11 protein-coding genes and 1 pseudogene are annotated in these 14,850 nt (G+C 67.8%); 2 read left to right on the top strand and 10 right to left on the bottom strand.

Annotated features, from left to right (window positions below):
• Positions 1-29 precede the first annotated feature (29 nt).
• From AC1DIN_RS23290 to ilvA, 3 genes are all read right to left on the bottom strand, one after another.
• Positions 30-1,259 (bottom strand): GTP-binding protein, encoded by a 1,230-nt coding sequence (locus tag AC1DIN_RS23290; RefSeq protein ID WP_476811479.1) that lies wholly within the window; start codon positions 1,257-1,259, stop codon positions 30-32.
• Positions 1,260-1,360: 101 nt separating this feature from the next.
• The gene (locus AC1DIN_RS23295; RefSeq protein WP_476811480.1) at positions 1,361-2,245 is read right to left on the bottom strand and encodes a LysR family transcriptional regulator; all 885 of its coding nucleotides are present in this window, start codon (positions 2,243-2,245) and stop codon (positions 1,361-1,363) included.
• Positions 2,246-2,275: 30 nt separating this feature from the next.
• On the bottom strand, positions 2,276-3,805 hold the full coding sequence (gene ilvA, locus AC1DIN_RS23300; protein ID WP_476811481.1) for a threonine ammonia-lyase, biosynthetic: 1,530 nt from the start codon (positions 3,803-3,805) through the stop codon (positions 2,276-2,278).
• Positions 3,806-3,997: 192 nt separating this feature from the next.
• Between ilvA and ggt the strand changes: the two genes are divergently transcribed.
• Positions 3,998-5,593: a gamma-glutamyltransferase gene (ggt, locus tag AC1DIN_RS23305; protein WP_476811482.1), complete on the top strand. Its 1,596-nt coding sequence runs from the start codon at positions 3,998-4,000 to the stop codon at positions 5,591-5,593.
• Between the two features lie 138 nt (positions 5,594-5,731).
• Here ggt and rocF read toward each other — a convergent pair whose 3' ends face one another.
• The 7 genes and pseudogenes from rocF to AC1DIN_RS23340 all read right to left on the bottom strand — a co-directional run bounded on the left by rocF (position 5,732) and on the right by AC1DIN_RS23340 (position 14,325).
• Positions 5,732-6,712 carry an arginase gene (gene rocF, locus AC1DIN_RS23310; protein ID WP_441473088.1) on the bottom strand — a complete coding sequence of 327 codons (981 nt, stop codon included), beginning with the start codon at positions 6,710-6,712 and terminating at the stop codon, positions 5,732-5,734.
• Positions 6,713-6,873: 161 nt separating this feature from the next.
• Positions 6,874-7,698, bottom strand: coding sequence for an iron uptake system protein EfeO (efeO, locus tag AC1DIN_RS23315; RefSeq protein ID WP_476811483.1), 825 nt, complete (start codon positions 7,696-7,698; stop codon positions 6,874-6,876).
• Between the two features lies 1 nt (position 7,699).
• A complete protein-coding gene (gene efeB, locus AC1DIN_RS23320) occupies positions 7,700-9,034 on the bottom strand; it encodes an iron uptake transporter deferrochelatase/peroxidase subunit (protein WP_476811484.1) in 1,335 nt (444 codons plus the stop codon).
• Positions 9,031-10,098, bottom strand: coding sequence for a cupredoxin domain-containing protein (locus tag AC1DIN_RS23325; protein ID WP_476811530.1), 1,068 nt, complete (start codon positions 10,096-10,098; stop codon positions 9,031-9,033). The genes efeB and AC1DIN_RS23325 overlap by 4 nt, the downstream gene beginning before the upstream one ends.
• Positions 10,081-10,866, bottom strand: a pseudogene (efeU, locus tag AC1DIN_RS23330) (iron uptake transporter permease EfeU); the annotation flags it as partial. The gene AC1DIN_RS23325 and the pseudogene efeU, both read right to left, overlap by 18 nt.
• A 242-nt stretch (positions 10,867-11,108) precedes the next feature.
• A complete protein-coding gene (locus AC1DIN_RS23335) occupies positions 11,109-12,491 on the bottom strand; it encodes an aldehyde dehydrogenase family protein (RefSeq protein ID WP_476811485.1) in 1,383 nt (460 codons plus the stop codon).
• A gap of 178 nt (positions 12,492-12,669) precedes the next feature.
• Positions 12,670-14,325, bottom strand: a complete 1,656-nt coding sequence (locus tag AC1DIN_RS23340; protein ID WP_476811486.1) for an acetolactate synthase large subunit — start codon at positions 14,323-14,325, stop codon at positions 12,670-12,672.
• Positions 14,326-14,606: 281 nt separating this feature from the next.
• Between AC1DIN_RS23340 and AC1DIN_RS23345 the strand changes: the two genes are divergently transcribed.
• The gene (locus AC1DIN_RS23345; protein WP_476811487.1) at positions 14,607-14,840 is read left to right on the top strand and encodes a hypothetical protein; all 234 of its coding nucleotides are present in this window, start codon (positions 14,607-14,609) and stop codon (positions 14,838-14,840) included.
• Positions 14,841-14,850 lie beyond the last annotated feature (10 nt).

Here is a 14,850-nt window from a genome sequence, read left to right on the forward strand (position 1 = left end):
CGCGTTTCCCGGCCTGCGGCATTTGGCGATCAGGCCGCGTCGCGGTCCCAGCGCGGGAAGGGGTCTTCCAATCCCAGCAGCGCCTGCGTCAGCCCGGTGGTCACGCTGCCGGTGAGGCAGGCGTCGAGTTCCGCGCGGATCGCAGCTTCGTCCATCTCCGGCCCGCCGATGAACACCATCTCCTGACGTCGGTCGCCCCATGTCGGTGACCAGTGCTTGCGCATCAGCGACTGGAACTCCTCCGAGCCCGGCCAGCGCTCCTTGGGCACGGCCGCCCACCAGCGCCCCATGCCTTCGGTGCGGGTGACGCGTCCGGCCAGCGAATATTCGCCGACCCAGTGCGGCCGGGTCGCCAACCAGAAATGGCCCTTGGCCCGGACGACCCCGGGCAGGCGCTTGCCCATGAAGCCGTGCAGCTTCAGCGGATGGAAAGGGCGCCGCGCCCGATAGACGAAGGAGCGGATGCCGTATTCCTCGGTCTCCGGCACATGGTCGCGGAAGCCATAGAGCTCCTTGTGCCAGAGCGGATGTTCTTGCGCCTTCTCCTCGCTGTAGAGCTTGGTATCGAGCACCTCATCGAGCGGCACGCGGCCGAAATCGGCCTCGACGATGCGCGCATCGGCATTGAGCCCCCGCACCACCTGCCTGACCTTCTCCAGTTCCTGCGGCGCGACTTCGCCCGCCTTGTTGATTACCACGACGTCGGCGAACTCGATCTGCTCGACGAGCAGGTCGACCAGTCTGCGCTCGTCGCCTTCGCCCGCCGTCTCGCCGCGATCGCCGAGGAAGTCGCGGCTGCCGTAATCCCTCAGCAGGTTGAGCGCGTCGACCACCGTCGCCATCGTGTCGAGCCGGACGACATCGTCGAGCGAGCGGCCCTCCTCGTCGCGGAAGGAGAAGGTCGCGGCGATCGGCAGGGGCTCGGCGATGCCGGTGCCCTCGATCAGCAGGTAGTCGAACTTCCGCTCCTCGGCGAGGCGACGCACCTCGCTGAGCAGATCGTCGCGCAGCGTGCAGCATATGCAGCCATTGCTCATCTCGACCAGGCTCTCCTCGGTCTTGGAGAGATTGGCGCCGCCCTCGCGCACGAGATCGGCGTCGATGTTCACCTCGCTCATGTCGTTGACGATGACGGCGACGCGCCGGCCTTCGCGGTTGTTCAGGATGTGGTTGAGCAGCGTGGTCTTGCCGGCGCCGAGGAAGCCGGAGAGGACCGTGACCGGCAGGCGCCGGTCGACGAGAAGCGGTGATGGAGGCATCGGGAAAGGTCCGGTTCGTCGAAAGATGATTTGTTACATTATAACATACCATCAATGTCAACCGCCTGATGGGGCGGAGAACTAACCGTCATCAGCAGGGTTCAGGGCGTGCGGGTCTCTGCCAGCGCCAGAAACGCCGCTGCCGCCTTGGCGAGGTAGCGTTCCTTGTGGCGCAGTGCGAGGAAACGGCGCTTGGGCAGCGCTAGCGCGACCGTGACGAGGCGTCCGGCCGCGATAGCATTGGCGGCGACGAGCCGCGAGATCGCGGTCGTGCCGGCGCCGGCGGCGACTGCGGCGCAGATCGCTTCGTTCGACGGCAGTTCGAGCGCGACGGCCAGATCGGAGGGCGCAAGCCCGAGCCCCGGCAGCGCCGCCTCGAACATGGCCCGCGTCCCCGAGCCCGGCTCGCGCAGCACCCAGGCGCCCTGCTTCAACTCGGCGGAGGACGGAGGCCTCTGCGCCCAGGGATGGCCGGCTGGCGCGACGATGACGAGTTCGTCTTCTGCGACGGCGGTCATGGCGAGGGCGGGGTCGTCGATCTCACCCTCGATGAAGCCGAGATCGGCGTCGCCATTCTGGATGGCAGCGCTTACCGTCTCGGTGTTGCCGATGGCGAGCGTGACGGCGATGCCGGGGTGGTCGCGGCGAAAGCGCTGGATCAGCGGCGGCAGCCAGTAATTCGCCACCGTCTGGCTCGCCATCAGCACGAGCGAGCCGCGGGCAAGCCCCGAGAGATCGGAGAGCACGGCTTCCGCCGCCGCGGCGCGCGCCAGCACGGCGCGGGCCTCGGTCAGGAAGAGCCGGCCGGCCTCGGTCAGCGCGATGCGCCGGCCGATCCTGTCGAACAGTTTGGTGGCGTAGCGCGCCTCCAGCGTCGCGATCGCCGAACTCACCGCCGATTGGGTGAGATTGAGGGCACGTGCGCCCTGCGTCAGATGTTCCCGCTCCGCGACGGCGACGAAGATGCGGAGTTGTTCGAGCGTCATGCCCTGAGCTTACAGCCCGATCGTAAAAACTCAGCCCTCGGCATGCGCTTCCGCCAGGAAGGAGAGATAGGCCGGATTGTCGCTCTCGCTCCAATAGGGATAGCCGAGCGCATCGAGCCTCTTGGTCAGCTGGCTGCGCTGGGCCTGCGGAATCTGGATGCCGGCGAGGATGCGGCCGTAATCGGCACCGTGGTTGCGGTAGTGGAACAGCGAGATGTTCCAGTCCGCCGAGAGGCTGTTCAGGAACTTCAGCAGCGCGCCCGGCCGCTCCGGGAACTGGAAGCGGAAGATCAGCTCGTCGCCGAGGCCCGGCGCCTTGCCGCCGACCATGTAGCGGATATGCAGCTTCGCGAGTTCGTTGTCGCTCATGTCCAGCACGGGATAGCCGTGCTCTGACAGCATCGCGATGATCTGGCGCTTCTCGGCATCGCCCTCCGAGAGCTGCACGCCGACGAAGATGCGCGCAGCCTTGGGGTCGGAATAGCGATAATTGAACTCGGTGATCGCGCGCCGGCCGAGCAGCTCGATGAAGGCGCGGTAGGCGCCGGGTTTTTCGGGGATCGTCACCGCCAGCAGGGCCTCGCGGTGCTCGCCGATCTCGGCTCGCTCGGCGATATGGCGCAAACGGTCGAAATTCATGTTGGCGCCGGAGTTGATCGCGATCAGCGCGCCGGTGCGCTTGGCCTCGCGCGCCGCATAGGCCTTGAGGCCCGCGAGGCTGACGGCGCCGGAGGGCTCGGCGATGGCGCGGGTATCCTCGAAGATGTCCTTTACCGCCGCGCAGATCTCGTCGGTCGAGACGGTGATGACCTCGTCGAGCAACTCGCGGCAGAGCCGGAACGTCTCCTCGCCCGCCTGCCGCACCGCGACACCGTCGGCGAAGAGACCGACCTGGTCGAGCACTATCCGCTCGCCCACCGCGATGGCGCCGGCCATGGAGGCGGCATCCTCGGGCTCGACGCCGATCACCTTGATCTCCGGCCGCAGGAATTTCGCGTAGACCGCGACGCCGGCCGCGAGCCCGCCGCCGCCGATCGGCACGAAGATCGCCTCGATCGGATCGGAATGCTGGCGCAGGATCTCCATGCCGACGGTCCCTTGGCCGGCGATGACGTCCGGATCGTCATAGGGGTGGACGAAGGTCAGCCCCCTCTCGGCTTCGAGCTTGCGGGCATGGCCATAGGCTTCGTCGAAATTCTCGCCATGGAGCACGACGCGCCCGCCGAGGCTGCGCACCGCCTGCACCTTGATGTCCGGCGTGGTGCGCGGCATAACGATGGTCGCCTTGATGCCGAGCTTCTTCGCCGCCAGCGCCACGCCCTGCGCGTGATTGCCGGCCGAGGCGCAGATCACGCCGCGCTCGGCCTCCTCCGCGGAGAGCCCGGCGATCTTGTTGTAGGCGCCGCGCAGCTTGAACGAGAAGACCGGCTGCAGATCCTCGCGCTTGAGCAGGGCATTGCCGCCGAGGCGCGCCGAAAGCCGTGGCAGCGGGTCGAGCGGGCTTTCGATCGCGACGTCGTAGACGCGCGCCCCGATGATCTTGCGGATGTAGTCTTGCATGGCCGGCCCGTCCTTCGGACGCGGCGATAGTCCTCCATGCCGGGATGTCAACCGCCACAGTTGCGTGCGGCGAGGGACGGGCGATGTCGGCCATGCGCCGGGCGGGATTGCCAAGCCCCCGGCCGCCGCGCCAAAGCGGTGAGTGAAACAAGGTGCCGCGCAGCGATGGCGCCGCAGAGGTGGAGACGACGCATGAGCTGGGGCAATCGCGATTTCATGGTGCCGGGCCGTCCGGTTGCGGTCGGCGATCGCGGCATGGCGGCGACCTCGCATCCGGCCTCGACGCTGGCCGCGGTCGAGATCCTGCGGGCCGGCGGCAACGCCATCGATGCCGCCATCGCTGCCGTCGCCGTCCAGGCCGTGGTCGATCCGCACATGACCGGCATCGGCGGCGACTGCTTCGCGATCTATGCGCCGGCCGGCGGCAAGATGGTGGCGCTCAACGGTTCCGGCCGCGCGGCGGCCAAGGCCGAGCTTGGCTGGTTCCTCGGCCAGGGCATGACGGCGATCGCGGCGGATTCAGCCCATGCCGTCACCGTGCCCGGCGCCATCGACGCCTGGTGCCGCCTCGTCGCCGACTACGGCAGCAAGAGCCTGGATGAGATCTTCGCCCCGGCGATCCGCGCCGCCGAGGAAGGCTTCGTGGTGACGCCGCGCGTCGCGCTCGACTGGGCCAAGGCCCGCGGCCGCATCGAGAAGCACGGCCTCGGCAACGCCGTCTATCTGCCGGGCGGCAATCCCCCGGCGGTCGGCGACAAGATGGTCCATCCCGCGCTCGGCAAGACGCTGCGCCGCATCGCGCGCGAGGGCCGCTCGGCCTTCTACGAGGGCGAGGCCGCCGAGGACATGGTCGCGGTGCTCAAGGCCGCCGGCAGCCTGATCGAGCTTGAAGACTTCGCCGCCTCGAAGCCGGATTATATCGATCCGATCGGCGCCGATTACCGCGGCCATCGCCTCTGGGAATGCCCGCCGAACGGCCAGGGCATCGCCGCGCTGCTGATCGCGCGCATCCTCGAAGGCTTCGACCTCAGGGACGAAAAGCTCAGCGAGGCCGATCGCATTCATCTCCTCGCCGAAGCCAGCAAGGCCGCCTATCGCCAGCGCGACGCGCTGGTGGCCGATCCCACTGTGAGCCCCTTCGATACGGAAGCCTTCCTCTCCGACCAGTTCGTGGGCCGGATCCGCAAGGAGATCAGCCTGGAGAAGGCTGCGGCGCCCGAAGCCTTCGACATGCCCTTGCACAAGGACACGATCTATCTCTGCGTCGTCGACGGCGACGGCAACATGGTGTCCTTCATCAACTCGCTGTTCTCGGCCTTCGGCAGCGGCATCTACGCGCCGAAGGCCGGCGTGATGCTGCAGAACCGCGGTTCCGGCTTCCGGCTGATCGAGGGACATCCGAACGCCATCGCGCCGCGCAAGCGCCCGTTCCACACGATCATTCCGGGCATGCTGGCCAAGGACGGCAAGCCGATCATGCCGTTCGGCGTGATGGGCGGCCAGTATCAGTCGACCGGCCATGTCCATTTCCTCTCCGGCATCCTCGACCGCGGCCTCGATCCGCAGCAGGCCTCGGACGCGCCGCGGAGCTTCGCCTATGACGGCAAGCTCTCGCTGGAGACGACGATCCCGGCCGCTGTCGCCGCCGATCTGAAGGCGCGCGGCCATGATGTGGTCTGGGCCGAGGAGCCGCTCGGCGGCTGCCAGGCGATCTGGGTCGACCATGCGCGCGGCGTCATGTTCGGCGCCTCCGACCACCGCAAGGACGGCTTCGCGCTGGCCGTGTGAAGCCGGTTCCCCGACCGGCTCGTCATTGCGAGCGTAGCGAAGCAATCCAGCATCGTAGAGCTCTACGTCTCCTGGATTGCTTCGTCGCTGTCGCTCCTCGCAATGACGCGAGGGCGGCTGGCGGATCTTGAAGGATGCTCAGGCCGCGCCGATGGCGTTCGACGGGGTCTGCCGGTCGGTGATCTGCTGGCCGAACAGGCTGCCGGCGAGCTCGACGGCGAGGCGGGCCGTCTGGCCGCGATCGTCGAGGAAGGGGTTGAGCTCGACGATGTCCATCGAGCGCACCAGCCCGGAATCGTGCAGCAGCTCCATCACCAGATGCGCCTCGCGATAGGTCGCGCCGCCCGGCACGGTGGTGCCGACGCCCGGCGCCAGCGGCGGGTCGAGGAAATCGACGTCGAAGCTGACATGCAGCACGCCGTTGGCGGCGCGCACCTTCTCGATGACCTGGCGGATCAGCACGCCGACGCCGTGCTCGTCGATGGCGCGCATGTCGGCGATGTCGATGCCGCGCGCCTTCACTGCAGCCTTCTCGAGCGGGTCGATCGAGCGAATGCCAAACAGGCTGAGCTGCTCCGGGGAGATCGAGGCACGCGGCTCCGAGCCGAGCAGGTCGTCGAGGCCGCCCTCGCCGCAGAGGAAGGCCGAGGACATGCCGTGCATGTTCCCGGAGGGCGAGATCGCCGGCATGTTGAAATCGGCATGGGCGTCGAGCCAGAGCACGAAGAGCTTGCGGCCCTGCTCCTGCCAGTGGCGGGCGACGCCGTTGACCGAGCCCATCGACAGGCTGTGGTCGCCGCCGAGGAAGATCGGCGTGTCGCCGGTGCGGGCGAGCTCGTAGGCGCGGGCGCTCAGCGCGCGCATCCAGGCGGCGATCTCGCTGTAGAAGCGGGCATTGTCGGGCGCCGGGCCGTCGACCGGCTTCAGGTCACGCGCGAGGATGTCGCCATGGTCCGCAACGGCGTAGCCGAGATCTTCGAGCACCCGCACCAGGCCGGCGGTGCGCAGGCCGGCCGGCCCCATGAGCGCGCCGCGGCGCGAGGCGCCGACCTCGATCGGGCAGCCCAGCAGGGCGATGCGACCCTGTACGGCCGGGTTCTTGGCGGAAATGTCGGTCATGAGAGCAGGCTGTCCGTGTCTGCGAAGGGGCGTTCGTCGCCGATGCGCCGTCCATGGCGCATCGGCTTCCGCCTGTCGAGTGCCGCGCTCGCGTGACCGTTCTGTGTCAGGTCGGCTTCCCGAACTGCGGAAGCCGCTTCCCTTGAAGGCCCGATGCCGACTTAGCCGAGCCCGAGCACGCCGCGCAGCTTGGAAAGGTCTTCCGCCAGCGTGGTGATCATCGCGGCGAGCGCCTTGCGGTCGGCCTCGCTCAGCTTGTCATAGGTCTCGAAGCCGCCATCCCCGAGCTTGTACTTCGCCAGCGTCTTGTCGACGGTCTCGAAGTTCGCGTCGATCTTGGCCGCGAGCGCCTTGTCCTCCTTCGCGACCAGCGGCCGCAGCAGGTCGACGATCTTCTTGGCGCCGTCGACATTGGCCTGGAAATCCCAGAGGTCGGTGTGGCTGTAGCGGTCTTCCTCGCCGGAGATCTTGGTGGCCGCAACCTCCTCGATCAGCACCGCAGCACCGCCGACCATCTTGTCCGGCGGAACCGTCAGACCCTTGATACGGCCCTGCAACTCGGTGACGTCGGCAAGCAGCTTGTCGGCGAAGGGTGCGAGCCCTTCCGTGCTGTTCTTGGCGAAGAGCCCGTATTCGATGCGGTGGAAGCCGGTGAACTCCGGGTCCTCCTCCTTCTTCTCATGGTCGTCGGCGCGCGAGTCGATCTTGCCGTCGAGGTCGCTGAACAGCTCCGCGACCGGCTCGATCCTCTCGTAGGAAACGCGGGTCGGCGCATAGAGCGCCCTGGCCTTGGCGAGATCGCCGGCCTTGACCGCATCGGTGAAGGCCCTGGTGTCCTTCACCAGCTGGTCGACGCCCTGCGAGACGTAGAGCTTGTATTCGGAGACCGGCGCCACGAGGTCGAGCGGTGAGACGGCGAAGGCCGGCCCGGCCGTCACGGTGGCGAACAGGCCGGCCCCGGCCAGCCATGCGAAGCGCAAGCTCATATCAGTCTCCTGTCTTGCGGGGTGAAGTGTTGCTTAATGGGCTATTGGCCGCGGCGGGTGCGATGCCGCGCGCCGCCTTGATCAGCCCGGCGCCGAGATAGCTCCCGGCATCGGGCACGCCGGGCAGGGCGAAGAAATAGCCGCCGCCGACGGGCTTGATGTATTCCTCCAGCGGCTCGCCATCGAGGCGCTTCTGCACGGCGATGAAGCTGCGCTCGAGGTCCTGCTGGAAGCAGATGAAGAGCAGCCCCATGTCGAGCTGTCCGGCGCGGGTGACGCCGTTGGAATAGTTGAACGGCCGGCGCAGCATGCGGCTGCCTTCCGTCTCCGGCCGGCGCGGATTGGCGAGCCGGATATGGGCGTCGAGCCTGGTGCGCTTGCCCTCGGGATCGTCGGCATAGACCGGCTCGTCATATTCGCGCCGGCCGCCGATCGGCGCGCCGCTCGCCTTCTCGCGGCCCATGATCGCCTCCTGCTCGCCGAGCGGCGTGCGGTCCCAGCGTTCCACGAAGTTCCGGATGATCCGGATCACCTGATAGCTGCCATTGGCGGCCCATTCCGGCTCGTCCGAACCGGTCTGGACCCAGACGAGGTTGTCCATCAGCGTCTTGTCCGCGGCGTCGGGGTTGGCGGTGCCGTCGCGGAAGCCGAGCAGATTGCGGGCGCTTTCCGCTGGCTCGCTCGGCTTGGGCTTGAGCACCGGGACCGTGCCCTCCTGCTTCCAGCGCAGCAGGATGAGGTCCGGCGCGTTCTTCAGGATGTCGCGCAGTGCGTGGATGCTGGTGTCGGCCGTGTTGGCGCAGAACTGCAGCAGCAGGTCGCCGTGGCAGAGCGCGCCGTCGAGCGCGTCGTTGCGGAAGCGCTTCATCCGCTGCAGGCGCTTCGGCTTGAGCGGGCCGAGGCCGAAGCGCTCGTCGAAGAGCGAGGCGCCGAGCGCGACGGTGATAGTCAGGTTGTCGGGCGCGATGACGGGGCCGAGGATGCCGCTGTCCGGCGGCGGGAAGCCTGGATCGGCCGTTGGAGCCGGCCCGCCCTGCATCAGGAAGGTGATGCGCTCGCTGAGCAGCCGGAAGAGCCGTTCGAGCTCGTCGAGCGAAGTGGCGGTGACGTCGAAGGCCGCAACGAGGCCGGTCGCCGGGCGCGGCGTGACGATGCCGGACTGGTGAATGCCGTGGAAGGGCTGGCGTTGGGTGGTCGCGTCGCTCTCAGGTGCGGCTGCGGGGTTCCGTGCCGGCTCGCCTGCCGCCTGTGCCAGCGAGGCGCTGCCGAGAGCCGCTGCGCCGCCGATCAGGAGCGATCGCCGCGAGGCTGTGAAGGTCTTGCCCGGTCGGGTCATGATCTGCGCTCCGCTTCAGGCAGGGCGAGCGCCTTGCGCATGGCCGAGAGGTCTTCGGCCAGTGAGCGGAGCGTGCCGCCTGGCTTGGCGTCGTTCGGCAGGGCTACGAGAACGGCCTTGGTCCGCGCGGCCAGATCGGGGTCGATGCGCGCCGTCAGCGGCAGGAGGAGTTGCGCGATATGGCTCGCTGCCGCGACAGCCTCGGGTGAGACCGTCTCTCCGTCCGGGGAGGAGAGAAGCGCGATGGCGCCCGCCAGCATCGTGTCCGGGAGGACGGTGCGCTGGCCGAGCGCCGCACGGAGCTGATCGGCGGTCGGCCTGAGCTCGGCGCGGGGAGCGCTTTCGCTGCCGCCCAGGGCGGCCTCGATCTTGCCGAACAGGCCTTCGAGCTCGGCATCGCCCGTTACCGCTGGGCGCAGTGCCGGCAGGAGGGTAGCGGCGTCACGGCGGGCCTTGCCCGCGGCCTCAGGATCATGCGCCGCTTGCGCCTGCGCCAAAGTGTCGAGCGCGGCTCCGAACGCAGTCGAGCGCTCGCTGAGGAGGGCGCGGTATTCGGCGGCCGGGCCGACCATATCCATCAGCGTCAAGGCGAGGCGCGGCTGGGTTGTCGAGGCCTGCACGATCAGCCGGCCGCGCGGCGCGCTCAGCAATCCGCAGGTGATGGTGTATTCGCCGGGATGGAGCTGCGTCGCCAGCCGCCGCGACTGGCCCGGCGCGATGTTCTCGCGCTCCTCCAGCACCATCACGCCGTCGAGGATTTCCCATTCCAGCACGCGCTCGCCGCGATTGGTCACGACGAAGCTCGCCTTGCCGGCGGGAATCGTCAGCGTCGCGGGCTCGCATGTCCGGTCGGTGATCGCGATGGCGATGTCGGTCGCGCTCGCCTCCGCGACGCGCCGGCCGCCGCTGCCCGCCGCATAGATGAAGGCGCCGACCCCGCCGCAAATGAGGAGCAGCGTGCCGGCGCCGGCCAGCCTCAGGCGCGGCGAGTGTCGTGCTTCGGAGCGGGGTGCGGCTGCCGCCGTCTGTTCCTGCCGGCCACCAGCCAGGAACAGGGCGAGCATCGGGATCAGGAAGGCGAGATACGCGATGACCTCGCCAAGCGCCGCCCGCTCCTGATAGCCGAAGAAGCCTGAAAGGATCGCGCCGAGAGCGCCATCGGCCGGAAGGGTCGTGCCGAGGTCGTAGACGGTCTGCTGGAGGTGGTTCCAGAGCCCGGCTTCGTGCAGGGACCGCACGGCATTCGCCACGAGTCCGGCCGCGACGAACAGGATCAGGATGCCGGTCCAGCGGAAGAAGACGCGCAGGTTGAGCTTTACGCCGAGCGCATAGATGGCGTAGCCGGCGGCTGCCGCGAGCAGGATGCCGAGCCCCGCGCCGAGCGCGGGAGCCCAACCGCCATTCTGCTGGAAGATGGCGAGCAGGAAGAAGACCGACTCCAGCCCCTCGCGCACGACGGCAAGGAAGGCGAGGCCGACCAGCGCAAGCCCCTGATGCCCGCCGGCCAGCGCCGCGTCGACGCCGGCCTGCAACTCGCCCTTGATCGAGCGTGCCGCCCTGCGCATCCAGAACACCATCGAGGTCAGCATCGCGGCGGCGATGAGGCCAATGACAGCCTCGAACAGCTCCTGCCCGCGCTGGGGCAGCTCTCCGGCAATGATGTCGAGCGCTGCACCTGCGGCGAGGCTCACGGCGCAGGCGAGTCCGACACCGACCCAGAGCGCCGGAAGCCATTCGCGCCGCCCCGTCCTGACCAGATAGCTCGCGACGATGCCGACGATCAGCGCGGCCTCGATCCCTTCGCGGAGCATGATGAGAAACGGTACGATCACGGCGAATCTGACTCGATTGCGCGTCGCGATCAGATAATTGCGGCGCAGTCAGCTCGTGACTAGGCAGCCGCCGCAGAAGGGTCAACCAAATCCTGATAGTTTAGAATTGTCGTAAACTGACGATATCGCGTCGGATACTTGCCGAAAGTATAGCCGTGTTTGGTCTTTTTCTTTCGGATCGCTCCGGATGCTGTCGGATCGGCCGGGCGCGGCGAAGCGTCACGCTCCGCCGCGCCCCGCACTCAACGCCGCTTCAGCAGGATCATCTTCTCCTGCGTCATGTCGCGCATGGTGTAGGGGATGCCGCCGGTGCCGTAGCCCGAGACGCGCCGGCCGGCGAAGGGCATCCAGTCGGTGCGGAAGGTCGTGGGGTCGTTGACCATCACGGCCGAGGCATCGAGCCGGTTCGCGGCGCGCAGCGCGACGTCGATGTCCTGCGCGAAGATGCTGGCCTGGAAGGCGACGGGCAGTGAGTTCGCCCGCGCGATGGCCTCGTCGAGCTTGCTGTAGCGATAGATCGCGACGGCCGGGCCGAACACCTCCTCGCTGGAGATGCGGGCTTCCGGCGCCGGGTCGATCAGCACGGCCGGTTCGAGCGTCGTCTCCGACAGGCGCTTGCCGCCGGTCGCGAGCCTGGCGCCGCCCTTCACCGCCTCGTCGATCCAGGCTGCGACGCGATCGGCCTCCTTGGGGATGATCAGCGGGCCGACTTCGGTGTCCTTCAGCGTCGGGTCGCCGGTGCGCAGCTTCTTGACGCGGGCGACAACCCGCTCGGTGAAGTCGTTGACGATGGCTTCATGGACATAGATGCGCTGCGTCGAGACGCAGACCTGACCGGCATGGTAGTAGCCGCCCTTCACGATCGGCTCGATGATCGCATCGAGATCGGCGCTCTTGTCGACGATCGCGGGTGCGACGCCGCCATGCTCCAGCGCCGAGCGGGCGCCATGGGCGAGCTTGGAGTGCAGGTACCAGCCGACCTTGGCCGAGCCGATGAAGCTGAGGAAGGCGACGCGCGGATCGGTCGCGAGCTTCTCCGCCAGCGCGGTCTCGGTGGGAACGAAGGTCTGGCACCAGGCCTCCGGCAGCCCGGCCTCATGCACCAGCTTGACGAAGTCGATACAGGAGAGCGGCGTCGTGCCAGCCGGCTTGACGATGACCGGGCAGCCCACGGCGATGGCCGGCGCGACCTGGTGGACGATCAGGTTGAGCGGGTGGTTGAAGGCCGAGATCGCCGCGACGATGCCGATCGGTTCCTTGGTGGTGAAGGCCCAGCGGTCGGCGGCGGCGGCCGACAACCCCATCGGGATCTCGCGCCCGGCGAAATTGCGCAGTTCGTCGGCGGCGTTGTGGACGCCGTCGACGGCCCGGTTGGCCTCGACGATCGCATCCGGCAGCGGCTTGCCGCCCTCGCGGGCGATCTGCATGGCGAAATGGTCGCGCTTCGCTTCGAGCAGGCTTGCGAGCTTGCGCAGGATCGCGATGCGCTGATGCGGCTTCAGCCAGTTGTCGCGGTCCTTGAACACATCCTGCGCCGCCTTGAGCTTGCGCTCGAGCGCGGCTTCGTTGTCGGTTTCGATCTCGGTGATCGGGGCGCGGTCATAGGCTTGAACAACCTGAAGCATGGCTCTCTCTTCCGAAAAAGGCGCGGGTCATCCCGGACGCAGCGGAGCGGAGATCCGGGATCCATGCCGGAACATATATCGGAATAGCTCCGGCATGGATCCCGGGTCTCCCTTCGGTCGCCCCGGATGACCCGGCGATGGGCGACGAAGCGGAATTTCTCGAAGATCGGAGCATTGCTCAGGCCAGATCGACGTCCGGCACCTTGTTGCGCAACTCCTCGACGAGGACGCGGGTGTTCTCGGAATAGTCGATCGGGCAGTCGACGAGATGGACGCCGCCGCCCTTGAAGGCGGCTTCCAGCGTGGGCACCAGCGCCTCGGCCGAGGTCACGCGGGAGCCCTTGGCGCCATAGGACTCGGCATAACGCACGAAGTCGGGGTTGCCGAAGGTCATGCCGTAATCGGGGAATTTGTCGACGGCCTGCTTCCAGCGGATCATACCGTAGGCGCCGTCGTTCAGCACGAGCACGACAAGGTTGAGGCCGAGCCGAACCGCCGTCTCCATCTCCTGCGAGTTCATCATGAAGCCGCCGTCGCCGCAGACGGCCATGACGCGCCGCCGGGGATGCAGCATTGCCGCCATCATCGCCGAGGGCAGGCCGGCGCCCATCGTCGCCAGCGCATTGTCGAGCAGCAGCGTATTGGCGACATGGGTGCGGTAATTCCGCGCGAACCAGATCTTGTACATGCCGTTGTCGAGGCAGACGATGCCGTCCTCCGGCATCACCGCCCGCACGTCATGGACGAGCCGCTGCGGCGTCACCGGGAAGCGGTCCTCCTCGGCGCGGGCATTGATCTTGGTCAGGATCTTCTGGCGCAGCTCCAGCATCTGCTTCTGCTCGGGCAGCTTGCCCTCGAGCCTGTCGGCCAGCCCGGTGACCGTGGCGCCGATATCGCCGATCACCTCCGCGTCGGGGTGATAGACCTGCTCCACATTGGCCGACTGGTAGCCGATGTGGATCACCTTCGGCCCGCCGGCATTGCGCATCAGGAAGGGCGGCTTCTCCACCGTGTCGTGGCCGACGGCGACGATCAGGTCTGCGAGCGCCACCGCCTCGTGGACATAGTCGCCCTCGGAGAGCGCGGCCGTGCCGATATAGAGGTTCGAGCCGCCGGTGACGGCGCCCTTGCCCATCTGCGTGTTGAAGAAGGGCAGGCCAGTGCGGCGCACGAAGGCCGACAGCGGCTCGACCAGGCGCGGCCGGTTGCCCGCGGCGCCGATCATCACCAGCGGCCGCCTGGCGGCGAGGATCATCTCGGCCGCGCGGTCGAGCGGCGCGTCCGGTGCGATCGGCCGGTCGAGCGGGTGGACCGGGATCAGCGGGACATCCTCGATCTCCTCGGCCGCGACGTCCTCGGGCAGCTCGAGATGGACCGGGCCCGGCCTCTCCTCCATCGCGACGCGGAAGGCATCGCGCACCACCGAGGGGATGCTGCCGGGGCTGACGATCTGGCGCGTCATCTTGGTGAGCGGGCGCATCGAGGCGACGACGTCGACGATCTGGAAGCGCGCCTGCTTGGCGGTCATGATCGCCTTCTGCCCGGTGATCAGGATCATCGGCATGGCGCCGAGATGGGCATAGGCCGCGCCGGTCGAGAAATTGAGCGCGCCGGGGCCGAGTGTCGCGATGCAGACGCCGGGCTTGCCGGTGAGCCGGCCATGGGTCGCGGCCATGAAGGCGGCGGCCTGCTCGTGCCGCGTCAGAACCAGCTCGATCTTGGATTTGCGCAGGGACTCGACGACGTCGAGATTTTCCTCGCCCGGAACACCGAAGACGCGGTCGACACCTTCGTTCTCAAGCGCTTCGACCAGAAGATCGGAACCCTTCTTCATCGCCCGTCGCCTTTCAGTGGAAGCGGCCTCGCCAGACCGGCAAGGCTAGGCCTTCGACGTAGGAAGGCAACAGGGTATGCGTCAGGGCGCGTGGCGCATGGCCGCCGCGCCTTTGAGGATATTGCTGCTCCTTGCACGGCGGCGATTACTGAAGGGCGCATGTATCGGCCGCCTTCCCGAAATTCACGCGAAAGTGAGGCCAAGCAGGCAGGCAAGAAGATTGGCAATCGGTGCTCGATGATTAGTTAGACGGGGCGGGCGACACAGTTCAGGAGGTTGCCATGCTTTCACGCAAGATCGTTGCCGTCGCTGCTGCGCTGCTTCTCCTGGGAGCCGGATCGATGGCCTACGCCGCCGAGCTCGGCGCCGCGAGCATCGTGCGCGAACAGAGCCAGAGCCAGCGGGCTGCTGCGGAGCAGGCCCAGTACATGGCCTATCACAACCACTTCAGGGCCCCGTCCGACCAATACAACCAGTCGGGCTACAACACCGGCGTGCTGCCGCATCACAACTGAGATCTGGCGG

The sequence above is a fragment of the Allobosea sp. 05T438 genome, from assembly GCF_056396025.1.